Origin of the sequence: Paraburkholderia sp. Clong3 (assembly GCF_050436485.1) — a bacterium.
In the GTDB taxonomy this organism is placed as follows: Bacteria; Pseudomonadota; Gammaproteobacteria; order Burkholderiales; family Burkholderiaceae; genus Paraburkholderia; species Paraburkholderia tuberum.
The window spans coordinates 2,740,826-2,765,872 of sequence record NZ_JBNDMH010000003.1; the positions used below are offsets into that span (position 1 = coordinate 2,740,826).

Consider the following 25,047-nt stretch of genomic DNA (forward strand, 5'->3'; position numbering starts at 1 on the left):
TTAACGCACGAGACACGGCCGCTTGTTGTCGAACTTCCAGTTCGGAATCAGATATTGCATGGCAACGCCGTCGTCGCGCGCGCCGAGGCCGTGCTGCTGATACATCGCGTGCGCCTTCTCGAGCGCATCCATATCGAGTTCGATGCCGAGCCCCGGCTTCCGCGGCACCTTGACCTTACCGCCGACGATCTGCAGCGGATCTCGCGTCAGGAACTGACCATCCTGCCAGATCCAGTGCGTATCGATCGCGGTGATCTTGCCCGGCGCCGCGGCCGCGACGTGCGTGAACATCGCGAGCGAAATGTCGAAGTGGTTGTTCGAATGCGAACCCCACGTGAGGCCCCAATCGTTGCACATCTGCGCGACGCGCACCGAGCCCTGCATGGTCCAGAAATGCGGATCGGCGAGCGGAATATCGACGGATTGCAGCTGGATGGCGTGACCCATCTGACGCCAGTCGGTCGCGATCATGTTGGTCGCCGTCGGCAGGCCGGTTGCGCGACGGAACTCGGCCATCACTTCGCGGCCCGAATAGCCGTTCTCCGCGCCGCATGGATCTTCCGCGTAGGCGAGAACATCGTGCTTGTCACGGCACAGGCGCACCGCTTCCGCGAGCGACCATGCGCCGTTCGGGTCGAGCGTCACGCGCGCTTCGGGGAAGCGCTCGGCGAGTGCCGTGACCGCTTCGATCTCGGCGTCCCCTGGCAGCACGCCGCCCTTCAGCTTGAAGTCGTTGAAGCCATAGCGCGCCTTCGCGGCCTCGGCAAGACGCACGACCGTCTCCGGCGTCAGCGCTTTCTCGGTGCGCACGCGCTCCCAGTCGTCACGCGCGCCGGCGTTGTTCGCGTACGGCAGATCGGTCTTGTTGCGATCGCCGATATAGAACAGGTAACCAAGCATTTCCACCTCGTCGCGCTGCTGGCCTTCGCCGAGCAGTGCCGCGACCGGCACGCCGAGATGCTGCCCGAGCAGGTCGAGCAGCGCGGCTTCGAGCGCGGTCACCGCGTGAATCGTCGTGCGCAGGTCGAAGGTCTGCAGGCCACGCCCCCCAGCGTCGCGATCGGCGAACTGCGTGCGCACCTTGTTCAGGATCGCCTGCAGATTGCCGATCGACTGACCGACCACGAACGGCCGCGCGTCGTCGATCGTCTTGCGGATGTTCTCGCCGCCCGGCACTTCGCCCACGCCGGTATGGCCCGCGCTGTCGCGCAGAATCACGATGTTGCGCGTGAAGAACGGACCATGCGCGCCGCTCAGATTCATCAGCATGCTGTCGCGACCGGCGACGGGCACGACGCGCAGTTCGGTGACGACCGGCGTGGCGTTCGATTCGGTAGGTTTGGTGGACATGGGAAAAGCACCTGTGTGATGAAGTAGGCCGGCCGGCGGAAGCCGCCGCGCGCTGCGTGCGTGTTCGACCGGACCGGATGAGAACTCGAATACAGAAAAATCGACGGCCGCATGCGAGCCGTCAGTGTAGTCAATGCGCGTTGCCGCGCAACGAATCGGGCAACGGCTCGCGATTGCCGGGCTTGTTGCGCGTCAGGAAGCCGGCCGCCGCCGCGAGCAGCGACGCGACGCCGAGACCGTACAACCCGCCCGTGATCGAGCCCGTGTGTTGCTGCAAATAGCCGAAGGTGGCCGGCGCGAAGAAGCCGCCGAGGTTGCCGAGCGAGTTGATCAGCGCGAGCACGCCGGCGACGACGCGCGCATCGAGGTAGCCCTGCGGAATCGGCCAGAACAGCGACGACGCCGCCTTGAAGCCGATCGCCGAGAAGCAGATCGCGACGAACGAGAACACCGGGTTGCCCGACGTCGACGCGAACAGACCGACCGCCGCGATGACGAGCGCGACCGCGAGCCAGCCCTGCTGATGTCGCCACTTCGCCGATACGACCGCGAACCCGTACATCGCGACCATCGAGATCAGCCACGGAATCGCGTTGAACATGCCGACCTCGAAGTCGGAAAGGCCGCCCATCTTGCGGATGATGGTCGGCAGCCAGAAAGTGGCCGCGTAGATGGTCAGCTGGATCGCGAAGTACAGGAAGCAGAACAGCGCGATTTGCGGGTCCTTCAGCAGCTTCACCGTCGGCAGATGCGCGCCGCCTTGCGCTTCGCGCTCGCCCTGTTCGGCCGCGATCGATTGTTCGAGCACACGCTGTTCTTCGGCCGTGAGCCAATGCGCGTCACGGATGCGCGACTTCAACAGCAACCAGCTGACGACGCACAGCGCGATCGAGAATGCGCCTTCGATCAGGAACATCCACTGCCAGCCTTGCAGGCCGAGGCCGCGAATCGACAGCAGCGAGCCGGTGATGGGACCGGACAGCACCGACGCGAGCGCCGAGCCCGACAGAAAGATCGCCATCGCCTTGCCGCGTTCCTTTTGCGGCAGCCACTGCGTGAAGTAAAAGACGACGCCGGGAAAGAAGCCCGCCTCGGCGACGCCGAGCAGGAACCGCAGCACGTAAAACGACGTGTCGTTCCAGACGAACGCCATTGCGCCCGCCACCAGCCCCCACGTGCCCATGATGCGCGTGAGCCAGGCGCGCGCGCCGAACTTCTGCATCAGCACGTTCGACGGCACTTCGAACAGCGCGTAGCCGATGAAGAACAGCCCGCTGCCGAGCCCGTAGGCGGCCGCGCCGATGCCGAGATCGGCCTTCATGTGCGCGTTGACGAAGCCGATGTTCACGCGGTCGATATAGTTCGCGATGAACATGATCAGGAAAAGCGGCAACACGTTGCGCTTCACCTTCGCGACCGCCGATTCCAGCGGGTCGAGCGCGGTGGTCAGAACTGATGTCAAGTTGTGTCTCCCTGTCGGCCACGAGGCCTGATGGAACGCAGCGCGGCGCACCCGGTGGGTGCAAGACCCTGCTCTACGCCTGACATGTTGTCTGACGACAGTCTACCGCGTAACTTTGGTCAAATCCAGTGGGGTGTTTACCCTGTGATTCCAGAGGGATCGCCTTGAAATAACGGCAGATTCAAAGGTTCATAACCCTGTTGACCAACCCGGAATCCGCCTCGAACTAAGACGTCCGATGTCTACGATTGGCAGACTGTCGTCAGCAGCCCATGCGTTTGCGCAAATGTCCGCCTCATCCCCGCCCCCACCGCGCATCTGCACGCAAAAAATAGCCCGCGCCGATGCCGCCGAACGCGGCAGAATCGAGTACAGTCCTGTGCGATACTTTGCAGGATCAGTCAACCAGCCACAAAAATGAGCAGCCTAACTGAAAAGGTGGTGGCCACCCTTTCCGATGAGATTCGCCGCGGCGCGCTGAGGCCAGGCGACCGCATCCCCACCGAAGTCGCGATGATGAAGCAGTTGTCCGTGAGCCGCTCCGTGGTCCGCGAGGCGATTTCGCGTCTGCAGGCAGAGAGGATCGTCGAGACGCGCCATGGCATTGGCACGTTCGTGCTCGCGCCCGCCGCCGAAAAGCCGATGCAGCTTCCCGCCGCCGATCTCACCAGCATGCTCGACGTGATGGCGATCATCGAGTTCCGGATCGACGTCGAAGCGGCCGCGGCCGCGCTCGCGGCATCGCGGCGCACCGAGCAGAACCTGAAGCAGATCCGCACTGCGCTCGATCGATTCGAGTCGGAGCTCGAGCGCGGCAGCACCGACACGCTCGCACACGACATCGAGTTCCATTTGCAGATCGCGCGCGCGAGCGGTAACCGCTATTTCTTCGACGTGCTGAGCCAGCTCGGCCGCTCGGTCAGCCCGCGCACCCGGCTCGGTTCGGCCGAGATCGCGGAGCTAGACCATATCGAGGTGTTGCGCAGCGTGCTCGGCGAGCATCTGATGATCTATCGCGCGATCGAGCGTCAGGATGCCGACGACGCGCGCGCCGCGATGCGCATGCATCTGAGCAACAGCCGCGAGCGACTGCGCCGCGCGCATGACCTGACGAAGGCTGGCGTGTGATCACATGCGGGGCTGAGCGGCCGCCCCGCAACACGACGCGCCGCCGGCAATGCCCTCACTGCCCCACGTTGAGATCCATTAACGCCGAGCTCAGCGATTTGCCATGCGCGTCGAGCGTGAGCGAACGCGTAACGCCGCCGCCGAGCGCGTCGCCGAGCACGAAGTTGAATGCGGCAAGGCCCGGCAACTCATGGCGCACCACCTCGCCGCGCACCACATCGCGCAGATGCGTCTTGACGCGCTCGGGCGTCAGCACATCGCGCAACCGCTCGTAATGCAGCGCGTCGTAGCAGATCACCGAGATATTGAGCGTATTGCCCTTGTCGCCGGTGCGCGAGTGGGCCAGTTCTCGTAGTTTCATCTCAAGCCTCCATCAGCGAGAAAGCCGGCGTCGCATACTCGCGCGGCAGCAGCACCGACTGCACCGCAACTACCTCGCGCGCCGCCTTCGTCACGCCGCCGCCGCCCGCCGGTCCGTTCGTGTACAGCGTCTCGACCTCGTTGCCGATGCGCAGCGCCTGCGCGAGCGACGCCGTGCGTCCCGCCACCCGGGCGCGCACTTCGTACGGCTCGCCATGACCGGCCGCCACCGCGTCACCATGCAGTGCGTTCACGCCGATCAGATCGAAGCGCAACTCGCGCGTCTGCACGTCGGTCAGCGCGAGACGCTCGCGCACGATATCGAGCGCGAGCCGCGCCCGCGCGAGCGCGCCGGGTCCGCCGTACGAAATCTGCCCCTCGCCGATATAGCCGTCGAAATACGCAACCGACACTTTCAACGTCGCGGTGCGCTCCGTGCCGCCACCGCCGGTGACGCGCACACGGTCCACGGCTTCCTGCTCGACGCGCACCTGCGAGAAATCGGCGACCACGTCGGGCTGCAGATAACGACGCGCAATGTGAGCCGCGCATCGCCTGCGAACCGACCTACATGATGAGCGCGGTCGCGATGGCGCGCGCCGGGCTCGGCATCACGATCCTGCCGGCGTCAGCGCGCGAGGTGCGCGCGGAGCCCGAGCTAGTCGCGCGACCGATCGACGAAGCCACGTTCACGCGGCGCATCGCGCTGATCAAAAAGCGCGGCCGAACCTTGCCGCCGGTGACCGAGACCTTCGTCGCGATGCTGATCGAACGGCTCGGCGTGTCATAGGGCCGCACAGCGTCGTTTTGCGCGTCGCGCGCAGCCCTAATTTTCACGATACGAAACGATGCCGCGCGTCGTAAAAAATCATGGTGCGGAGCACAAAGCGGCCATTTCACGATGCCCGGCGGCGTTGCACATCGCAAAAAGGATCGCGCAAGCCTTTGTTTTTACACGAATATTTTTAATATAAAGACCGGCTCGACGCCCAATTGCCCGCCGATTCGCTGACGTAGACTCTTTCACAAGAGCACGCGCTTCACGCAGTCGGATTCGAGGGGCCTCACGACACGGCCACCCAAATCCCGCAGATTGCGCAGAAGCCGTCACGAATCGCGGCTTTTTTTATTGGCAACTGGGAGAGTAAAAATGAAAGGCTTTCGCTTTGGTTCGACGCAGGGAGCGTTCTACATTCTGCCGGGTCAGGACGGCTGGGAAGCCACCTACGGCAACGAAACGCTCGGAGAATTCTCGAGCCCGCAACAGGCCGCCGACGACCTCGCGCGCGGTCTGAGCTGCGAGCATCTGTCGGAGCTCGACACGTCGACGCTCGAAATTCCGGAGAAGCTCGCCGATTGGGAAATCGTTCACGTATAAGGACGGGCATGACCGACGGCGACGTAGCAGTGACAGTAGAAACGACAATGGCGCCCGAAGGCGCCATTGTCGTATTTGCGGTCCTGCTTGCGGCTTTGTCCGCGGTGTGCTGCGTGCTTACCGCATCAGTCGCCCGCGCGAGCTCAAGCCACCGAATCGACGATTGCGTTCAGCGTCGCGCTCGGGCGCATCGCCTTGCTAGTCAGCTCGACGTTCGGACGGTAGTAGCCACCGATATCCACCGGCTTGCCCTGCGCCGCGCCGAGTTCCGCGACGATCTTCGCCTCGTTGTCGGCCATCGCCTGCGCGACGCCCGCGAACTGCGCCTGCAGCGCGGCATCGTCGGTTTGCGCGGCCAGTGCTTCAGCCCAGTACATCGCGAGGTAGAAGTGGCTGCCGCGATTGTCGATGCCGCCGACCTTGCGCGCCGGCGACTTGTCGTTGTCGAGGAACTTGCCGGTCGCCTGATCGAGCGTCTTCGCAAGAATCTGCGCCTTCGGGTTGTGATACGCGGTGCCCAGATGCTCGAGCGATGCCGCCAGCGCGAGGAATTCACCGAGCGAATCCCAGCGCAGGAAGCCTTCCTCGACCAGCTGCTGCACGTGCTTCGGCGCCGAACCGCCCGCGCCGGTTTCGAACATCCCGCCACCGGCCATCAGCGGAACGATCGACAGCATCTTCGCGCTGGTGCCCAGTTCCATGATCGGGAACAGGTCGGTCAGGTAGTCGCGCAGCACGTTGCCGGTGACCGAGATCGTGTCCTTGCCGGCGCGGATGCGCTCGACCGAGAACTTCGTCGCTTCGACCGGCGTCATCACGCGGATGTCGAGACCGTTCGTGTCGTGATCCTTCAGGTACTGCTCGACCTTCCTGATGATCTGCGCATCGTGCGCGCGCGCCGCGTCGAGCCAGAATACGGCCGGCGTGTTGGAAGCGCGGGCGCGGTTCACCGCGAGTTTGACCCAGTCGCGGACCGGCGCGTCCTTGGTCTGGCACATACGGAAGATGTCGCCCTGTTCCACCGGCTGCTCGAGCAGCACCGCGCCGGCTTCGTCGGTGACGCGGACCACGCCGTTCGCCGGGATCTGGAACGTCTTGTCGTGTGAACCGTATTCTTCGGCGGCTTGTGCCATCAGCCCGACGTTCGGCACCGTGCCCATCGTGACCGGGTCGAACGCACCGTGCTTCTTGCAGTCTTCGATCACCGCCTGGTACACACCGGCGTAGCAACGGTCCGGAATCACCGCCTTCGCGTCGTGCAGCGCGCCATCGGCGCCCCACATCTTGCCCGACTCGCGGATCATCGCCGGCATCGATGCGTCGACGATCACGTCGCTCGGCACGTGCAGGCTCGTGATGCCCTTGTCCGAGTTGACCATCGCGAGCGGCGGACGCTGTTCGTACTGCGCCTTGATGTCGGCTTCGATCGTCGCGGCTGTTTCAGCCGGCAGATCCTTCAGACGCGCGTACAGGTCGCCGATACCGTTGTTCGGGTTGAAGCCGACCTTGGCCAGTGCTTGCGCATGCTTCGCGAGCACGTCCTTGTAGAACACCGACACCACGTGACCGAAGATGATCGGGTCCGAGACCTTCATCATCGTGGCCTTCAGGTGCACCGAGAACAGCACGCCGTTCGCCTTCGCCTCGGCGATCTGCGCTTCGATGAAGCTGCGCAGCGCGTTCTTGCTCAGCACCGACGCGTCGATGATTTCGCCTGCCTGCACCGGCGTCTTCGCCTTCAGGACCGTGATCGCGCCGTCGGCGGCGGCCAGTTCGATCTTCACGCTACCGGCCTGCGCGACCAGCGCCGACTTCTCGCTGCCGTAGAAATCGCCATCGCTCATGTGCGAGACGTGCGACTTCGAGTCCGCGCTCCATGCGCCCATCTTGTGCGGATGCTTGCGCGCGTAGTTCTTCACCGACAACGGCGCGCGGCGGTCCGAATTGCCTTCGCGCAGCACCGGGTTCACCGCGCTGCCCTTGATCTTGTCGTAGCGGGCCTTGACGTCCTTCTCGGCGTCGGTCGTCGCGACGTCCGGGTACGACGGCAGCTTATAGCCCTGGTCGCGCAGCTCGGCGATCGCTGCCTTCAACTGCGGCACCGACGCGCTGATGTTCGGCAGCTTGATGATGTTCGCTTCCGGGCGCATGGTGAGTCCACCGAGCTCCGCCAGATCGTCGGAAGCCTTCTGCTCCGCGCTCAGGTAGTCCGGAAATGCGGCAATGATCCGGCCGGCGAGCGAGATGTCACGCGTTTCGACGAGCACGTCGGACGAGCGCGTGAACGCCTTGACGATCGGCAGCAGCGAGTACGTCGCCAGTGCGGGCGCTTCGTCGGTCAGGGTGTAGATGATCTTCGGCGGTGTGGACATGATTAATGCTTTGCTAGGAAGTGATAGACAGAGCGTTGGCAGTCGAAGCCAGCGCAAATCGTGGCGCGACGGCTGACGGCGTCAGTTCGGCACGACGCAACCCCGCGACCTTCGTTTTGCGATACGACCGAGAGTATATGCGCGTTTTCCACTAAATGTGACCAGACAAACAGGTCGCGAGACCCTACCCAAAGGGGTCGAGCCATGACTGGCAAGGGTTTGCGGCCGATCACCCCGGTCTTAAGACAGATATCTTATAGATGACTTGCGGAATATTATTTTTGGATGAATGCGAATTGGTCGCATTGACGAGCCGCAAATGCCGCCACCGAGCCGTGACTGCTGCCCTCCACTTGCCGACGATTGGGCGCCTCGAAGATACGCCTGCGCCGCCGCCGCCTCCTCACGCCCGCGCTTCGCGCGTCACGACGTCCTGCGCCGGCGTCGTCGACGGCCGGCGAGCGCGCCTGCTCGGGCCTGATGCTCGGCCCGAAACGACCGGACGCCGTGATCTGCTACAACGATCTGATCGCGCTCGGCTTCATCAAGGAAGCGCGCGAGCTGGGCTTCTCGTTGCCGCGCGACGTTTCCATCGCTGGATTCGACAACGTGACGTATGGCGAGTACGCGTCGCCGGCGCTGACCTCGGTAGACTTTCAGAGCGAGAAGATGGGTGAGCTCGCGATGATGAAGCTGATCGACGAACTGCACGGTAAGGGCGAAGAAAGCGCGGGTTATTCGATGCTTGATCCGCATCTGGTGGTGCGGGAGTCGACGGTTAGGCGGGAGTTGGGAGAGGCAGCGGACGACGCCGCGGGTAGTGATGGGCGGGTGCCGAAGAGTGTGACCCGGATGCCGGCGGCGGAGTGATGGGGTCGCTCGCCGCGGGCTGGTTTAGTTCGTATCGTCTTTCCCGTCATTCCAGAATCGTTTGAAGGCGGGCGAGCGCGTCCTCGACTACCTCGGCCGGAGCGCGCTCGACTTTGCGTGCGCCGCTGGCCTCGAGGTCCAGAGTGCGCACCATATTCACCAGAGCCACCCCCTGAGTCTCTGTTCCCGAACCCGAGAGCGGTACCGCGAACCCAGCGTATCGAGCGAACTCCCCCCCCTGCGTGATCGGCGCAACGAGCGCGACCCCAAGAGCATTGAATGCGGCAGGCGACAAAACCAGCGCGGGACGGAAATCGCCTTGCTGCTCCTTGCCAAGCGTCGGATTCAGGCTCACGCGCACGATATCGCCGCGCTCAAACTTGATGCGCCTTACCATGCTTCGCGCCCCGCCGGCTTGACTTCACTCCAGACGTCGAGATCGGCTGGCGGTGGCGCCTTCGGATCGCACTGCGCGACGAGTTCATCCAGTGAATACTTGCGACGCGCAGGCGTAAGCAACACCCCCTCGGGGCGCACGTCCGCGTTCAGCGAACTGCCCACCGACGCATGAATTTGCTCCAACAACACGGCCGGCAACCGTACTGCAGCGCTGTTGCCCCACTTCTGAATCTTGAGTTTCATATCCCAGCTCCAAATGTATATCCATTGTAGATACTCACAGCGAAAACGGCAAGTCGCCCGTATCTACATTGACTCTACATTTGGATCTTGAAATCGCCTATTAGTCGGCGAAGAAAAGAACCCAAACCTAAACGAGGCAACCAGCCCGCCGCCGCAACGACGCACCAGTCGCCCACAACGACAACCCTGCTTATTGCCCGCGTCCCAGGAACTCCCCCACCATCCGGTTGAACTTGTCCGCATGCTCCCACTGCGCCCAATGCCCGCAGCGGCCGAACACATGCAGATCGGCGTTCGGCATCCCGGCAACGAGCCGCAGGCCGATGTCCATCGGCACGAAACGATCGTCGCGACCCCAAATCACGAGCGTCGGCGCGGTTACTTCGCCAAGGCGCGGCCCGTAGTCGTTGAACTGCTTCGGATTCGCGGCGAGGCTGGCGACGAAGTTCTCGAGGTGATCGCGGCGCGCCAGCATGTTCGCGAGGCGCGCTTGCATCAGGTCTTCGGTCAACGCCTTCGTGTCGAACACGAAGACGCTCATCATGCGCTGCAGGTTCTCGATGGTCGGGTTGCGGTACAGCCCTTGCAGAAGCTTGATGCCTTCGGTCGGCATCGGCACGAACTGGCTCGGGCCGCCGGTACCGCCGCCCATCAGCACGAGCTTGCCGACGCGTTGCGGCTCGGCGAGCGCGAACGCAACCGCGCTATGCCCACCCATCGAGTTGCCGATGATATGCGCGCGTTCGATATCGAGCGCATCGAGCAGCGCCTTCAGGCAGCGCGCGTTCAGTTCCGAGCGCGAGCCCTTGCAGACGATCGGGTCGCTCTTGCCCCAACCGAGGCAGTCCATCAGGATCACGCGATAGCCCGCCGCGACGAGCGGCTCGACGTTCCGATTGAAGTTGGCCCAGCCGGTCGCGCCCGGTCCCGAGCCGTGCAGCATCACGACCGTTTTCGCACCCTGCCCCACGTCGTTGTAGTGGAGCTGCATCTCGCGGCCGTCTTCGGTGATGCGGACGAATCGGCTGGTCGCTTCCTCGGTGATCGCCGCTGCTTGCGTGTTGGTGTTGCTCATGTCGAATTCCTTTGTTTCACGGATTAAGTGACCGCGAGTCGCCGTTGACGGCGGACCCGCGCGGTATTTCGGGCTGCAAAGCTATTGCGCGGCCACCGGGGTATAACGAAGTGTCGAGCGATTCACGACGAGCCACGCGCCAATCGCGGCGACCGCGATCAGCGGAATGCTCGCGCCGAGCAGCACGCTCGCACCCTGACCGATCGCGAGCAGTTGCCCCGCGATCAACGGTCCGAGGATCGAGCCGAGACGGCCCACCGCCACGGCCGCGCCGACGCCGGTGCCACGCACTTCGGTCGGGTACAGGCTGCTTGCCAGCGCATACAACACCGACTGGCCGCCGACCAGGAACAGCCCCGCGAGCAGACCGCCCCACGCCATCGACGTGCCGCCATTCGCGCTCAGCAACGCGCCAAGCGCAACGACGATGCCGACATACATGCCCGCGACCGTGCGGCGCCGCCCCATCCGGTCCATCATGCCGGCGATCACGATCGCGCCGATGCCGCCGCCGATGTTGAACATCATCTGTACGACACCGGACTGCACGCGCGTCAGACCGCGCGTCAGTTGTCCCAGTCGATATCCTCGCCGATGATCCGCATCGACGACAGCAACGCATTGTCCTGAACCAGGTCCGCGGTGTTCTGCGCGAACCGGTATGAAATGACGACAGAAATGGAAACGAATGCCGCCAACGGCAACAGCAGCCACCACAACAAGCGTCCGCGCAAACTGCCTGAAAACACGATGTGCCGATCCTCTTGTGCTCGAAGCGCCCCCCGCGGTCAGCCCGCTTTCAAGGCTTCACGTCATCGACGAACTGATCGGTAAACGTGCGCGACAGATCGATATGCCGCCCCTTCACCGCCGGATTGAAGCTCGACAGTACCTTCAGCACCGTCTGCGGACCGTCGGCTGGCATCTTGCCGTCGACGGTGTACATCGGCAGCGAGGCCTGCAATGCGCTGATATACAGCGCCCTGTCGTTGCCGATGTCTTCTTTTGGCATCTGCGCGGCGATTTGTTCCGCGCTGTGGGTGCGCATATAGCGCAGCGTCTTGACGAATGCGCGCGCGAGTTTCGCGGCTTCGTCGGCATGCGCGTCGAGCCACGTGTTTTGCACGTAGAGGCTCGACGCCGGATACATGCCGCCGAGCGCAGCGCGCGTGCCATCGACACTGCGCATATCGACGAGTACTTTGGCGTCGCCCGCTTTCAATAGTTGAGTGACGGTCGGCTCGGTCGTCATACCCGCGTGAATGCGTCCTTGCCGCATCGCCGCGATGAAACTGCTGTCCGCGCCGACCGGCAGCAGCGTGTATTGCGTGGACCGCACGCCCGCGCGCTGTGCGAGGTACTGCGTGAGAAAACTCGTCGAGGAACCGAGCCCCGTCACGCCGAGCGTTTTACCGCGCACGTCGGCCATGCTCCGGATCGAATCGGCCGATTTCGCCGCGACCAGTTGCACTTCGCCGGGCACCTGGCTGAACACGACGATCGTCTTCACTTCCTTGCCGCGTGTCTGCAGATCGATCGTGTGATCGTAGAAGCCGACCACGCCCTGCACCGCGCCCGCGAGCATTTCGTTTTCGCCGTCTATTCCAGTCGGCTGCGACAGCAGTTCGACGTCGAGCCCTTCGGCCTTGAAATAGCCGAGCCGTTCGGCAAGACGCGCCGGCAGATAGATGAGCTTGTTGGTACCGCCCACCATGATCGCGAGTTTCTCCGGCGCGGCGGCTTGCGCAGACGTCGCGAGTCTCGCGAGCGCGCACAGCGCGAGCGACGCCGCGACGGCGGCATAGGCCGCGCGCGAGAAACGCGTCAAGGAAAGCTTCATTGGGGGTGTCTCCGTTATCTTGTGTCTGGGCGCCGCGCGGGTCGCCTGCCCGTGATTTCGAAGGTGCGAACCCTTCCCGATGCTTTCACGGCTGTGCATGTTGCGCGAACCTCGGGTTTATCCCGATCACTTCGGCGTTGCGCGCGGAAACGTCACGGCGATATGCACACCCTTGCCGCCCTCGCCCGCCTTCAGCGTGATCTCGCCGTGATGGGCGTCCGCGATTTCGCGCACGATCGCAAGACCGAGGCCCGTGCCCTCGGTATCCGTCGACGCACGAAAGAACGGCTCGAACACGCGGCTGCGCGATTCGGCCGGAATGCCGGGGCCGTTGTCGGTCACGCTGACCGTCACCGCATTGGCCGCGGTATCAGCGTTCACGGCGACCGTCACGTGACCACCGCTGCCCGTATAGCGAATCGCGTTCTCGGCGAGATTCGCGATCAGTGCCTGCAACAAGCCGCGATGTCCGAGCACCGGCGCCGCGCCGTGCAATTCCGCGCCCAGATCGATTTCACGTGCCTGCGCGAGCAGGCCGAGATCTTCGACGACCTCCATCGCGAGCGGCACCAGATCGACGCGTTCCATTGCGAGCTGCGAGTTGTCGGCGGCCTCGGCCTGCGCGAGCAAAAGCAGCTTGTTGGTGAGCCCGACCATCGAGCGGTTGCTGCGATGCATCGCGGCAAGCGCTTCGTCGAGCGCGGGATTGAGGCCTTCCTGCTGCCGCGCGAATTGCAGTTGCGTGCCGAGCAGCGTGAGCGGCGTGCGCAACTGATGCGCGGCGTCGGCGATAAAGCGCCGCTGCGCCGCCACCTGCACGCCGAGCCGCGCGATGCACTGATTGATCGCATCGACGATGGGCCGCAGCTCCGTATGCAGACGCTCGACGCGAATCGGTTCGAGCTGCATCGGATCGCGGTCGGCCACCTCGTCTTTCACCTTCATCAACGGCCGCAACTCGAACGTGAGCCCGATGCAAACGAGCGCCACCGCCAGCGCGATCATTTCGAGCTGGCGCACGAGTTGCGGCCGCCACAGCTGTTGCGTCATCGCATCGCGCGAGCGCACGGTCTTGCCGACCGTCACGCGCACGGGACGCGTCGCGCCGTTGTCGTACATGAGCCGCACGATGTCGACAGCGCGCACCTGCTGGCCGTGCAACTGCGTGTAGTACGAATCCGGCACGTCGGGCGCCCGCAGCGGACGCGGCGGGAAATCAGGCGTACCCGCGAGCAGCCGCCCATCGTCGACACGCACGCTATAGAACACCTGGTCGCGATATGGCGATGCGAAGATCTCGAGCGCGGCGGGCGGCACATCGACACGCAGAAAGCCGTCGCTCCATTCGACCTCGCCCGCGATCATCCGCGCCGACGCGACCAGCTGATTGTCCTGCACCAGATTCGCGGTGTGCCGCGCGTTGTCGTACTCGGTCTTGCCGGTCACGAACACATAAAGCGCGAGCGGTACGAGCAGCCACCACAGCAGGCGTATGCGTAGGCTATTGGCCATCGTTACTGGTCGTCTTCCCGCTTGCGCAGCAGATAGCCGAGCCCGCGCAGCGTGACGATCGCGGCCGAGCTGCCATCGAGCTTCTTGCGCAGACGCGAAATGTAGATCTCGACCGCATCCTCGCTCGGCTCGTCGGCGAGCGTGAAGATCGCATCGACGAGCGCCGGCTTCGTCACCGTCTTGCCGAGGCGCAAGATCAGCGCTTCGAGCACCGAACGCTCGCGCGGCGTCACATTCAGCGGCGCGCCCTTCAGCGTGAACTGGCGCGTGTCGATGTCGAACGACAGATCGCCGCACACCACCTCGCCCGCTTTCGACGGCGACTGCCGCCGAATCGCCACCTTGATGCGCGCGATCAGCTCGCGCACCTCGAACGGCTTCACCAGATAGTCGTCGGCGCCGGCGCCGAGCAGCTCCACCTTCTCGTCGATCGAGCCGCTCGCGGTGAGGATCAGCACCGGCGTCGCGTCGCCACGCTGACGCAGCCGGCGCAGCACGTTCTTGCCCGACAGCTTCGGCAGGTTCAGGTCGAGCAGGATCACGTCGTAGTGATTGGTGCGCAGCAGGCGGTCGGCTTCATCGCCGTCCTGCACGGCGTCGAGCGCGAAGGCCTCCTGCTCCAGCATCTTCGCGAGCCAGTGCGCAAGCGTGGGGTTGTCTTCGATCAGCAGCAGCTTCATGGCGGCAACGGCAAAAGTCAGGTCGTCGATTGTGCATTAAAACAAGGGGGCTGCGCGCATACCGTGTGGTTTGCCGCATACGTCCAGTGCCCGCCGCGAGCGCAGTGCCGATTCGCGCGGAATTTCGGCGCATTTTCGGCGCATTTTCGGGTTAACACCCATGTTTTGCGCCAAACCCCGAAAGCTGCCAGAAGGTTTCGCGTTTCTATAATCGCCCCCATTGACCCAGAAAAGCGCCGCGCACCACGCTCGCGGCGACCCACCTAAGGAGACTGCTTCATGCGTACCTTGCGCCAGATTGCCGCTGTATCAGGAGTTGCGTTCGCCCTTGCCGCCGCATCGGCCGCCGCTCACGCCGAGAAAATCACGATCATGGTCGGCGGCGCCACCAAGATCATCTATCTGCCGGCCAAGCTCACCGAGCAGCTCGGTTACTTCAAGGACGAAGGCCTCGACGTCGAGATCCTGTCGCAGCCGGCCGGCGTCGATGCGGAGAACGAACTGCTCGCGGGTGCGGTGCAAGGCGTGGTCGGCTTCTACGATCATACGATCGACCTGCAGAGCAAGGGCAAGGAAGTGCAGGCGCTCGTCGTCTTCGGCCAGGTGCCGGGCGAAGTAGAAATGGTCTCGACGAAGGCGGCCGATTCGCTGAAGAGCATGGCCGACGTCAAAGGCAAGACACTCGGCGTGACCGGCCTCGGTTCGTCGACCAGCTTCCTCACGCAGTACCTCGCGCAGCGCGCGGGCGTGCCGTCGACGCAATACACGATGTTGCCGGTCGGCGCGGACAACAGCTTCATCGCCGCCGTCAAGCAAGGCCGCATCGACGCCGGCATGACCACCGAGCCGACCGTCTCGCAACTGCTCAAGACCGGCGACGCGAAGGTGCTGGTCGACATGCGCAACGTGGACGGCACGCGCGCCGCGCTCGGCGGCACCTACCCCGCTTCGAGCTTCTACGTGCAGCGCGCGTGGGCCGAAGCGCACAAGGACGAGGCCGCGAAGCTCTCGCATGCGTTCGTGAAGACGCTGAACTACATCGCGACGCATAGCGCCGAGGACATCGCCGCGCAGATGCCGAAAGACTACTACGGCAACAACAAGGACCTGTACGTGAACGCGCTGAAGGCGTCGCTGCCGATGTTCACGAAGGACGGCAAGATGCCCGCCGACGGCCCGGATACCGTGCTGAAGGTGCTGTCCGCATTCAATCCGTCGGTAAAGGGCAAGCATATCGATCTCGCCAAGACCTACACCAACGACTACGTGTCGGTGCCGGTCAAGACCGCGTCGAAGTAACGCTTCCTTCATATTCACAGAACTGCGAGGCACCCGCCGATGAATCAACCTATGTCACGCGAGACGCCAGCGATCGAAATGCGCAACGTGTCGTGCCGTTTCATTTCCCCGGACGGCAAGGCCACGATCGCGCTGCGCGACTTCAGCATGTCGGTGGCACGCGGCGAATTCGTCGCGGTGGTCGGCCCGACCGGCTGCGGCAAGTCCACCACGCTCAGCATGATCACCGGCTTGCTGAAGCCGACCACCGGCGAAGTGCGCGTGATGGGCGCGCCGGTGGACGGCATCGATCCGCGCATCGGTTTCGTGTTTCAGGCCGATGCGGTGTTTCCGTGGCGCTCGGTGCTCGACAACGTCGCGGCGGGTCCGCTGTATCGCGGCCGCTCGAAATCGGCCGCTTACGACGAAGCGAACGAATGGCTGCGCCGCGTGGGCCTCGACAAGTTCGGCAAGCACTATCCGCATCAACTGTCCGGCGGCATGCGCAAGCGCGTCGCGCTTGCGCAGACCTTCATCAACAAGCCGGAAATCCTGCTGATGGACGAGCCGTTCTCGGCGCTCGACATGCAGACGCGCACATTGATGCAGGACGAGTTGCTGCAATTGTGGGGCGGCGCCGGCTCGGTCGTGTTCGTCACGCACGACCTCGAAGAAGCGATCGCGCTCGCCGACCGCGTGTTCGTGCTAACTGCCCGCCCCGCCACGCTGAAGAAAGTCTACGAAATCGATCTGCCGCGACCGCGCGTCACATCGGAGATCCGCTACGACTCACGCTTCATCGAAATTTCGCGCGATATCTGGCATGACCTGCGCGAAGAAGTGCAGATCGGTTAATCAAGGAACGGCAAACATGTCTACACCCTCTCAACAGATGATGCCCTCGGGCATCGACGCCGCGTCGCTCGCTCACGTCGAGCGTATTGCGCAGAAGAAGATCCGCCAGCGCCAGGTTCTGGTGATTTCGCTGCGCATTCTCCTGCTCGTGGTCGTGCTCGGCGGCTGGGAACTGTCCGCGCGCCTGAAGTGGATCGACCCTTTCTTCTTCTCGATGCCGACCGAGATCTTCGCTCAGATCGTCGACTGGTTCGTGAACGGTACCTCGCAAGGGCCGCTGCTCACGCAGGTGTGGGTCACGCTCGAGGAAACGGGGCTCGGCTTCATCATCGGTTCGATCGGGGGCATCTTCTGCGGCATCGTGCTCGGCCGCAACAAGCTGCTCTCCGACGTGTTCAGCCTCTACATCAAGATCGCCAACTCGATCCCGCGCGTCGTGCTCGGCTCGGTGTTCGTGATCGCGCTCGGGCTCGGCATGGCGTCGAAAGTCGCGCTCGCGGTCGTGATGGTGTTTTTCGTCGTGTTCGCCAACGCGTTCCAGGGCGTGCGCGAAGCGGATCGCTACATGATCGCGAATGCGCAGATTCTCGGCGCGTCGCGCCGTCAGGTGACGACCTCGGTCGTGATTCCGTCGGCGCTGAGCTGGATTCTCGCGAGCCTGCACGTGAGCTTCGGCTTCGCGCTGGTCGGTGCGGTGGTCGGCGAGTTTCTTGGCTCGAAGCAGGGCATCGGCTTGCTGATCTCCACCGCACAGGGCGCGTTCAATGCGGCCGGCGTGTTCGCGGCGATGATCGTGCTGGCGGTGGTCGCGCTTGCCGCCGACTACCTGCTGACCGCGGTGGAGAGTCGATTGTTGAAGTGGCGGCCGAGTTCGGTTTAAGCCACGGCAGCGCAGAGTCCACAAACAGTAGTTCGCTTCACCGATGCCGCTCAGTCTTCTGGACTGAGCGGCATTTTTATTTGCTAACGCACATCCTGTCTCCCGCCAGCAAACTGTTTTTCGCAATACGTTGGCCACCTCGCAACACTTTTCTCTTTCAATCCCCCACCAGAAGCCAACATCCGGCTGCCAGCCCGTTCCATGCGCTATGGCACGCTCGATGCATACCCACCGCGCAAGTCAGGCGATTGCCAACATCGATCGCGGATCGAAGCGAGGTGAGTCATGTCGAGTGCACAGAGTCAACGCCGGTCAACCAACGGGTACGGCGGCCCGTTCATGCGCGCCAACACCGCGAATCGCCGCGATCGTCATCATTCGAGCGGATTCGTGCTGTTCGGCTTGCACACCGCCGGTGTGATCGGCCGCGGACCGAAACGCCTCTGGCCGTATGTCTTGCCCTGGTTGTTCATCCTACTGACGATCGGTTCCATCTGCCTCGTCGTGCGCGGCGTGCTCACGCGTCAATTGCTGGTACCGCCGGTGGAGACACCGCAAACGCTGACCGAGCGCGGCTATACGGCGAACTTTCTCGCCGAGCGGATCATGTCGGCGATGAAGGAAATCGGCCAGGATGCCGAATCGATTCCGCACGACACGATGACCAGCAACGACGCGCAACAGGACATCCAGATTCCGGGTCAGGAAATGTCGTATGCGACGACGGTGCGCTTCATCAAAGGCGTGCTCCAACGCGACGATGTCGCCGTGCACATCGGCATCACGAAGACAAATAGCAGCGCGGATTCATACGTCGCGCACGTGCAGATAGAACACGGACCGTTCAACGGCCGCGAAAGCACGGTGCCGTTCGAAGGGCGCGACCTCGAAAAGCTCGTGCACGACATCGCAGTCACGGCGATGCGCCTCGCCGAACCTAACATCCTCGCCAGTCATCTGTACACGCAGGTGCAAAAGACCAAGTGCTCGCTCGCGCAATGCGACTATCGCGAGATCGTCGGGATCTATGACGAAGTCCTCGCGTTGCCCTCATCCGAGCAAGCCCAATGGGCAGTCGCGGGCAAGGCGTGGTTGCTCGACAGTCAGCAGCGCTCGACAGAAGCCGAGCAGCAGATCCGTGAAGCATTGACCCAATACAAGCACTCGGCGGTGCTGCGCGCGGGTCTCGGCATTGCGCTCGAACAGCAGAACCGCATCGACGATGCGCTAAAGGAACTGCGGGCCGGCGCGAAGGAAAAGTCGCGCACCGCTGAAAACCTGCGACTGCTCGGCGACGTGCTGTTGCATTCGAAGAAGCACGATCGCGAAGCACTCGAAGCATTCAGGCAGGCTGCCAAGATGAACCCCAACTCCGTCGACACGCTGCACGACTGGGCCGAGGCGCTCGTCAAAACCGGCCACGACGACGAAGCAATCGACAAGCTGTCGCACGCCGTCGCGTTGCGTCCCGATCTCGCGCCGTCCTATGTGGAATGGGGCCACGCGCTGGAACACAAAGGCGCGCTGCGCGAGGCCGCGCGCAAGTATGCACAGGCATTGCAGCTCGACGCCGGCACGTTGTCGGCGCGCGAACGCGAGCTGGCGCTCTCGACGGACGCATCGCCCGACGAAGCCGACACCCGGACATCGAGGCCTGACCTGCGCGTCAAGCCCGTTTCGAATCCCATGACGTCGTACCCGCTTCGGGCATCGCTCGATACGGTACGCGACGCCGTAGGACGGGCGATGCAAGCGGCCTGAGCCGCGCGCATTCGCCATTTGAGTTGGCAACACAGCCGAACAGGAGACAGTTCGATGGACAGCTTCGAAGATGCGTTCAAAGCCTTGATCGGAAACGAAGGCGGGTACAGCTTCAATCCGGCCGATCCAGGCGGCGAAACGATGTGGGGTGTGACAGCGCGCGTCGCGCGCAGTGAGGGCTATAACGGCCCGATGAAAGACCTGCCGCTCGATACCGCCCATCAGATCGCCAAGCGCAGGTACTGGGACCCGTTGCATCTCGACGAACTCGATCCGCGCGTGGCTTTCCAGATTTTCGATGCGAACTACAACGGCGGCCTCGTCGTGCTGTGGATGCAGAAAGCGTCCGGCGCCAAGGAAGACGGCAAGTTCGGCCCCGACACGCTCGATGCGGTCAAGAACGCCGATCCGATGAAGTTCGTGATGCGCTTCGCCGCGTATCGTCTGCGGTACCTGCGGAACCTGCATTCGTGGCCGAATTTCAGCCGCGGCTGGACCGAACGCATGGCAGCCAATCTTCTCCTGGGAGCAGCATGATGGACTGGTCTAAAGTTGCGAAGAATATCAATAGCACCGCCCCGCTTCTCGCCGGGCTCGTGGGTGGTCCGGTCGGCCTCGGCGTGACCGCTGCCGCCGCGATCATCTCGCACGCGCTCGGCACGCCGGGCGACCCGGCCTTCGTGGAACCCGCGTTGAACGACCCCGGCGCACTCGAAAAACTTCGCCAGGCCGAAAGCGCGAATTCGCTGCAATTGCAGCAGTTGATGGTGACGGCCGCGCAGTCGAGCCTCGCGCACGACGCCGACATGGCCCGCATCGCCACGAGCGATACTGCGAATGCACGCGCGATGGGTGTCGCCAATCGCGACTGGGTCCCGAAGGTGCTCGCGATGGCCGTCACCACCGGCTTCTTCGGCATTTTGCTGCTGATGGCGTTCCAGCCTTTGCCGGGTAGCAACAAGGATCTCGTCAACGTGATCGTCGGCGCGTTGGGAACCGCGTGGATCAGCATCATCGGCTATTACTTCGGCACGTCGGTCGGCTCGATGCGCAAGACCGAGCTGCTCGCGAAGCCGAGCGTGCCGATCACGGCCGATAGCGCGTTGACGTTGCGCGAACCGGCGTCGCAGTCGGGAGCGCACGCGCCGGCGGCGGCCGCGCCGTCCGGCGACCACTTCCCATCGTTCGCGCCGGGCGGGCAAGGTCCGATCTTCTCGGGCGGCAGTTGAGTCGATGCTACGTTAAGCGAATCATGCACGCGACGAAGTACATTGACCGTCGCGTGCATGTCCGCCTCAAAGCAGGGCTCTTTCGCCAGCGCGCGTTTTGCGCTAAGTTGGCAACGCGAAGTCCATCCCGTCCCGAGTGGAGCGATAAAAGATGAGTGACGTCGAGCAGAACGCGCGGAACGATCCGATCGAACACGTCGTGCTACTGTTGATGGAGAATCACTCGTTCGACCAGATGCTCGGCTGCCTCGACGCCGTGCACGACAAACTGGACGGCGTGCGCAACGCGGCCGGCAAATCGAACGCCGACGGTCAAGGCCACACCTTCTATCCGCGTGAAACGCGCGAGCGGCAGATGAAGCACGATCCGAATCACGAGCACAAGGCCGTGATGGAACAGATCGCCGCCGACAACAGCGGTTTCGTGCGTACGTTCGTGAACGACTACCCGAAGAGCAGCCTCGCCGCGCGGCAAGACGTGATGGGCTATTACCCGCTCGGCTTTCTGCCCGCGCTGCACACGCTCGGTTCGCAATTCACCGTGTGCGACCGGTGGTTCTCGTCATTGCCGGGGCCGACGTGGCCCAACCGTTTTTTCGCGCTGACGGGTACGTCGAAAGGCGAGATCGGAATGCCTTCGGGACTCGACGGGCTCAATCCGCGCTGGTACACCGAGCAGGATCAGGACACGATTTTCGATCGGCTGAACGCCGCGCCCAAAACGTGGAGCGTCTATTTCTACGACTTCCCCGCCTCGTTGCTGCTGAAGAACCAGCGACGCGCGGAAAACCTCGCGAATTACCGCTCTTTCGATAAATTCTTCGAGGACGCAGCGGGACCCGCCGGTCAGTTTCCGCAATTCGTACTGATCGAGCCGAAGTACTTCGGCGAAGCGCAGAACGACGATCATCCGCCGCACAACATCATGAAGGCAGAGAAGCTGATCGCGGATACCTACAATGCGCTGCGCTCGAATCAGGCGCTGTGGGAGCGCACGTTACTGGTGGTCCTCTACGATGAGCACGGCGGTTTCTACGACCACGTATCGCCGCCGGCCGACGCGCTCGCGCCCGACGACCACACCGCGAGCTTCGATTTCAAACGACTCGGCGTGCGTGTTCCCGCCATCCTGGTGTCACCGTGGTGCGAAGCCGGCGTGTGCAACGAACGATTCGATCATTGCAGCCTGCTGAAGTACCTGTGCGACAAGTGGCAAATGCCACCGCTCGGCAAGCGCACCGAGGCGTCCGCGAACCTCGGTGTGGCAATTCGCCGTGGCGGCGGCGCGCGCACCAATACGCCGCCGTTTATTCGCGTGCCCAATCAATCGCTGATTGCGCAGCACGTCGAACTGGAGCGCAAATCGTCGAATGGCAATCAGCATGGCCTGCATCATTTCGCCGACTATCTGCACGCGGAACTGGACCGGCTCGCCGCCGAGGCGGTCGAGGCGGCCGCGCAACTGGCGCGCACTGGTAACGCATGGGTGCGCTTCAAGAGCGCGTTGGGCTCGCTGATGATGAGTCTCGGCCAGTGGCTCAGCAAGGACTTCTACGACGCACGCGACCAACGCAATGCACGCACGAGCCAGGCGTTCACGCGCTTGCGGCAATCGGTCCGTGAGGCGACGCCGGGCATCGCGCGAGACGATGCGGAAGAAACGGCCTCGTCCGTCAATCCGGTCTCGCAGAAATAGCACGCCGCAAAGCGGTGGTAGTGCGGAACGTTGCCGGATGCCAGAGTTCGTGAAATCGGGGACCTTGGATTTCTTCGACTATTTCAATCGTTTTGACGCAGTGGCCGGTTGGCAGTGACGGTATCAGTGAAGCCGACGGTGAATCGTGCCACAGAAACCGGGAGTTTCGGTGCGGGACCGCCGCAGCGCAGCGCCGCCGGCTATTTTCCCGGCGACAAGCGTTATCGCGCGGACAACGGCCACAAACAGACAGTCGACACGGTGATCAAAACCGTTGACAATTTCCTCAACGGCTCGCCACTCGTCGCATCGAGATGCCGGCCCAACGACTTCAAACAGTTCCCATCTAACAAGCATGAGCAACGTTCCTCCTGTCGTTTTCGTTCACGGCTTCATCGGTACGCTCGACGTCACCGGCTACGAGTTGCCGCATGCCGCGCCCGATCTGCTTGGGTACGGCGAGCACCAAACCGTTCCGTTCAATGCCATATCCCTACCGGGCCAAGTCGAGCATCTGCGAGCGTTCGTGGATGCCCGTTTTGGAAGCAAACCCGTTGACGTGGTTGGTCATTCCGTTGGTGGTGCGATCGCTATGTTGTTCGCTCGGACCTACCCTGAGTACATCCGCAGGATCGTCAATGTCGAAGGGAATTTCACGTTGGAGGATGCGTTCTGGTCCGCGTCGGTAGGACGGATGAACCAGAGCGAGGCTGACGCCATGCTGGCAGATTTTCGTGCTGACCCACTAGCCTGGATCAGCGGTTCCGTTACTACATCTGCGCCGTATGTTGGCGAGATCGCCGCCCGGTGGCTTGCTCATCAACCAGCATCCACTCTCCGCGCAATGGGTCAATCTGTAGTCACAACAACGGGAAAAGATGATTACCTAAGATTGCTCGAGCAGGTCTTCGATCGGCATCCGGTGTATTTGCTGTCCGGTGAGCACTCCCGCAAAGGCTGGAACGTACCGGACTGGGCATCGAAAAAATGCGCTGGAGATTACACGATTGCCAATAGCGGCCATCTAATGATGCTCGACAACGATGTCGAATTTTCAGCAGCGATCAAGCGATTCTTGGCAGAATAGGTCGGCTGCTGCGGATAACGTGGGGGGCGACAATCGCCGCGACGTGACAGGCACAGTGCGGCCAAGACGCGTCGTTCGCTTATGCCGTCGCTCTGACGTTCAGACGTCTGTTCCTCTCGGCGGATTCAACCGGTGGATGCAACACACTGAAGACTGCGCAAGCAGTGGGAGTGTTGCAGATGAAACAGCGACGCCGGATTTACTACAGCGAGAAGCAGAAAGCGCTGATGTGGGAACGTTGGCGGAAGGGAGAGTCTCTCCAGAAGATCGCCCAGCTTTTTGAGCGGAACCACTCGTCTGTACAGGGGATTCTGGCTGAGACAGGTGGAATCCAGCCACCACAAAGGCATCGATCGGGATTGGCATTGACGCTGGAGGAGCGCGAAGAGATCTCACGGGCACTTGCGGCCGACGATTCGATCCAGTCAATCGCCATGCGACTTTCGCGAGCTCCCTCCACCATCTGTCGTGAGATCAAACGTAACAGCGGCCCGGACGGCTATCGGGCAAGCCACGCCGATCAGCTCGCGTGGGATCGCGCGCAGCGACCCAAAGCCTGTAAACTGGTTGAGCACCGGATGTTGGCGCACATCGTGGCAGCCAAGCTACAACTGCAGTGGTCACCGCAGCAGATCGCCGGATGGCTCAGACGCGCGTACCCAGACAACGAGGACTACCACGTGTCCCACGAGACAATCTATCGTTCTCTCTTCATACAGGCCCGTGGGGCCCTGAAGAAGGAGTTGCTGGAGCACCTGCGGCGCACCCGGGCCATGCGCCGTTCGCGCCATCACACGCTAAAGACGGAGGATCACGGCAGGATTCGTGACACCGTATCGATCAGCGAACGCCCGGCTAGCGTTGAAGACCGCGCGGTACCGGGCCACTGGGAAGGTGATCTGCTGTGCGGTAGCGGCAGCAGCCAGATTGCGACGCTCGTCGAGCGCCAGACACGCTATGTCATGCTGGTGAAGATAGCCAGCAAGGACAGCGAAACGGTCATCAATGCGCTCATCAAACATGCCAGCAAGTTACCGCAGGAACTCTACAAGTCGCTCACCTGGGATCGGGGGACGGAGATGGCCGGGCACAAGCGCTTCACCGTCGCCACCGACATTGCCGTCTACTTCTGCGACCCGCAACATCCCTGGCAGCGTGGGTCGAATGAGAACACGAATGGACTATTGAGGCAGTACTTCCCGAAAGGTACCGATCTGTCAGTGTATTCGCAGGCCAAACTCAACGCTGTGGCAAGACGACTGAACGAGCGTCCAAGAAAGACACTGGACTACGAGACGCCCGCCGAACGATTCCAGCAAACTATTGCATCCACCGGTTGAATCCGCCTCAGCAAGCAGCCATTCGGCATGCAAAGACGAAGGTCGCATCATCACCCGTTTGGGGCATGTACGGCCTGTGACAAGGCAACTACGGGACTTGGGCCGACACACCGAGGTAGTGCGGCTGCACACATGCCCCACTTTGCCCGCAACATCCACCACGCTAGCTACGTCCAGCCTTCTTCACGCCCCGCCGGCGCGGAGTGCCGCTGTCATGGTCCATACTTGCGAACGTCGGCAGCACACTGAGAA

General features: G+C 62.9%; 21 protein-coding genes and 5 pseudogenes. 13 read left to right on the forward strand and 13 right to left on the reverse strand.

The features are described 5' to 3' along the window. Both gudD and OKW30_RS35955 read right to left on the reverse strand, forming a co-directional pair. Positions 1-1,350 carry a glucarate dehydratase gene (gene gudD, locus OKW30_RS35950; protein WP_429348964.1) on the reverse strand — a complete coding sequence of 450 codons (1,350 nt, stop codon included), beginning with the start codon at positions 1,348-1,350 and terminating at the stop codon, positions 1-3. A gap of 130 nt (positions 1,351-1,480) precedes the next feature. Next, positions 1,481-2,812: an MFS transporter gene (locus tag OKW30_RS35955; RefSeq protein ID WP_429348965.1), complete on the reverse strand. Its 1,332-nt coding sequence runs from the start codon at positions 2,810-2,812 to the stop codon at positions 1,481-1,483. A gap of 417 nt (positions 2,813-3,229) precedes the next feature. On the opposite strand from OKW30_RS35955, the gene OKW30_RS35960 reads away from it, so the two are divergent. Beyond that, positions 3,230-3,940 carry a FadR/GntR family transcriptional regulator gene (locus OKW30_RS35960; protein ID WP_184024710.1) on the forward strand — a complete coding sequence of 237 codons (711 nt, stop codon included), beginning with the start codon at positions 3,230-3,232 and terminating at the stop codon, positions 3,938-3,940. A 55-nt stretch (positions 3,941-3,995) separates the two neighbouring features. Here OKW30_RS35960 and OKW30_RS35965 read toward each other — a convergent pair whose 3' ends face one another. Both OKW30_RS35965 and OKW30_RS35970 read right to left on the reverse strand, forming a co-directional pair. After that, positions 3,996-4,301, reverse strand: a complete 306-nt coding sequence (locus OKW30_RS35965) for an AtuA-related protein (RefSeq protein ID WP_429348966.1) — start codon at positions 4,299-4,301, stop codon at positions 3,996-3,998. A 1-nt stretch (position 4,302) separates the two neighbouring features. Beyond that, positions 4,303-4,842, reverse strand: a pseudogene (locus OKW30_RS35970) (acyclic terpene utilization AtuA family protein); the annotation flags it as partial. On the opposite strand from OKW30_RS35970, the pseudogene OKW30_RS35975 reads away from it, so the two are divergent. Beyond that, positions 4,830-5,090, forward strand: a pseudogene (locus tag OKW30_RS35975) (LysR substrate-binding domain-containing protein); the annotation flags it as partial. The pseudogenes OKW30_RS35970 and OKW30_RS35975 overlap by 13 nt on opposite strands. A gap of 360 nt (positions 5,091-5,450) precedes the next feature. After that, positions 5,451-5,678, forward strand: a complete 228-nt coding sequence (locus tag OKW30_RS35980; RefSeq protein WP_013092475.1) for a hypothetical protein — start codon at positions 5,451-5,453, stop codon at positions 5,676-5,678. 143 nt (positions 5,679-5,821) lie between these two features. On the opposite strand, the gene OKW30_RS35985 is transcribed toward OKW30_RS35980, so the two are convergent. Beyond that, entirely contained in the window at positions 5,822-8,050 is a 2,229-nt protein-coding gene (locus tag OKW30_RS35985; protein ID WP_429348967.1) for an NADP-dependent isocitrate dehydrogenase, read from the reverse strand. 360 nt (positions 8,051-8,410) lie between these two features. Between OKW30_RS35985 and OKW30_RS35990 the strand changes: the two are divergent. Then, positions 8,411-8,920 (forward strand): annotated as a pseudogene (locus tag OKW30_RS35990) (substrate-binding domain-containing protein); the annotation flags it as partial. A 46-nt stretch (positions 8,921-8,966) separates the two neighbouring features. Here OKW30_RS35990 and OKW30_RS35995 read toward each other — a convergent pair. From OKW30_RS35995 to OKW30_RS36030, 8 genes and pseudogenes are all read right to left on the reverse strand, one after another. Further along, the gene (locus OKW30_RS35995) at positions 8,967-9,317 is read right to left on the reverse strand and encodes a type II toxin-antitoxin system ChpB family toxin (RefSeq protein WP_429348968.1); all 351 of its coding nucleotides are present in this window, start codon (positions 9,315-9,317) and stop codon (positions 8,967-8,969) included. Continuing rightward, on the reverse strand, positions 9,311-9,562 hold the full coding sequence (locus OKW30_RS36000; RefSeq protein ID WP_429348969.1) for an AbrB/MazE/SpoVT family DNA-binding domain-containing protein: 252 nt from the start codon (positions 9,560-9,562) through the stop codon (positions 9,311-9,313). Before OKW30_RS36000 ends, OKW30_RS35995 begins: the two co-directional genes overlap by 7 nt. A gap of 190 nt (positions 9,563-9,752) precedes the next feature. Then, the gene (locus OKW30_RS36005; protein ID WP_429348970.1) at positions 9,753-10,637 is read right to left on the reverse strand and encodes an alpha/beta fold hydrolase; all 885 of its coding nucleotides are present in this window, start codon (positions 10,635-10,637) and stop codon (positions 9,753-9,755) included. 81 nt (positions 10,638-10,718) lie between these two features. Then, a pseudogene (locus OKW30_RS36010) lies at positions 10,719-11,207 on the reverse strand (MFS transporter); the annotation flags it as partial. Further along, positions 11,207-11,386 (reverse strand): annotated as a pseudogene (locus tag OKW30_RS36015) (sensor histidine kinase N-terminal domain-containing protein); the annotation flags it as partial. The pseudogenes OKW30_RS36010 and OKW30_RS36015, both read right to left, overlap by 1 nt. A gap of 50 nt (positions 11,387-11,436) precedes the next feature. Then, on the reverse strand, positions 11,437-12,477 hold the full coding sequence (locus tag OKW30_RS36020; RefSeq protein ID WP_429348971.1) for an ABC transporter substrate-binding protein: 1,041 nt from the start codon (positions 12,475-12,477) through the stop codon (positions 11,437-11,439). Between the two features lie 126 nt (positions 12,478-12,603). Next, the gene (locus OKW30_RS36025; protein ID WP_187619659.1) at positions 12,604-13,989 is read right to left on the reverse strand and encodes a sensor histidine kinase; all 1,386 of its coding nucleotides are present in this window, start codon (positions 13,987-13,989) and stop codon (positions 12,604-12,606) included. Between the two features lie 2 nt (positions 13,990-13,991). Continuing rightward, complete coding sequence (locus tag OKW30_RS36030) at positions 13,992-14,669, reverse strand: response regulator (protein ID WP_018423692.1); 678 nt, start codon at positions 14,667-14,669, stop codon at positions 13,992-13,994. Positions 14,670-14,948: 279 nt separating this feature from the next. On the opposite strand from OKW30_RS36030, the gene OKW30_RS36035 reads away from it, so the two are divergent. The 9 genes from OKW30_RS36035 (at position 14,949) to OKW30_RS36075 (ending at position 24,795) form a co-directional block, all read left to right on the forward strand. Then, positions 14,949-15,968 carry an ABC transporter substrate-binding protein gene (locus tag OKW30_RS36035; RefSeq protein ID WP_184073615.1) on the forward strand — a complete coding sequence of 340 codons (1,020 nt, stop codon included), beginning with the start codon at positions 14,949-14,951 and terminating at the stop codon, positions 15,966-15,968. 39 nt (positions 15,969-16,007) lie between these two features. After that, on the forward strand, positions 16,008-16,802 hold the full coding sequence (locus OKW30_RS36040) for an ABC transporter ATP-binding protein (protein WP_184024643.1): 795 nt from the start codon (positions 16,008-16,010) through the stop codon (positions 16,800-16,802). A 16-nt stretch (positions 16,803-16,818) separates the two neighbouring features. Further along, positions 16,819-17,682, forward strand: a complete 864-nt coding sequence (locus tag OKW30_RS36045; protein ID WP_184061632.1) for an ABC transporter permease — start codon at positions 16,819-16,821, stop codon at positions 17,680-17,682. 285 nt (positions 17,683-17,967) lie between these two features. After that, on the forward strand, positions 17,968-19,443 hold the full coding sequence (locus tag OKW30_RS36050; RefSeq protein WP_429348972.1) for a tetratricopeptide repeat protein: 1,476 nt from the start codon (positions 17,968-17,970) through the stop codon (positions 19,441-19,443). Positions 19,444-19,497: 54 nt separating this feature from the next. Then, entirely contained in the window at positions 19,498-19,980 is a 483-nt protein-coding gene (locus tag OKW30_RS36055) for a glycoside hydrolase family 108 protein (RefSeq protein WP_429348973.1), read from the forward strand. Further along, positions 19,980-20,672: a hypothetical protein gene (locus OKW30_RS36060; RefSeq protein ID WP_429348974.1), complete on the forward strand. Its 693-nt coding sequence runs from the start codon at positions 19,980-19,982 to the stop codon at positions 20,670-20,672. Before OKW30_RS36055 ends, OKW30_RS36060 begins: the two co-directional genes overlap by 1 nt. Before the next feature lie 151 nt (positions 20,673-20,823). Beyond that, positions 20,824-22,368 carry an alkaline phosphatase family protein gene (locus OKW30_RS36065; protein ID WP_429348975.1) on the forward strand — a complete coding sequence of 515 codons (1,545 nt, stop codon included), beginning with the start codon at positions 20,824-20,826 and terminating at the stop codon, positions 22,366-22,368. 355 nt (positions 22,369-22,723) lie between these two features. Then, on the forward strand, positions 22,724-23,455 hold the full coding sequence (locus OKW30_RS36070; RefSeq protein ID WP_429348976.1) for an alpha/beta fold hydrolase: 732 nt from the start codon (positions 22,724-22,726) through the stop codon (positions 23,453-23,455). Positions 23,456-23,634: 179 nt separating this feature from the next. Next, on the forward strand, positions 23,635-24,795 hold the full coding sequence (locus tag OKW30_RS36075; protein WP_429347570.1) for an IS30 family transposase: 1,161 nt from the start codon (positions 23,635-23,637) through the stop codon (positions 24,793-24,795). Positions 24,796-25,047: the final 252 nt, after the last annotated feature.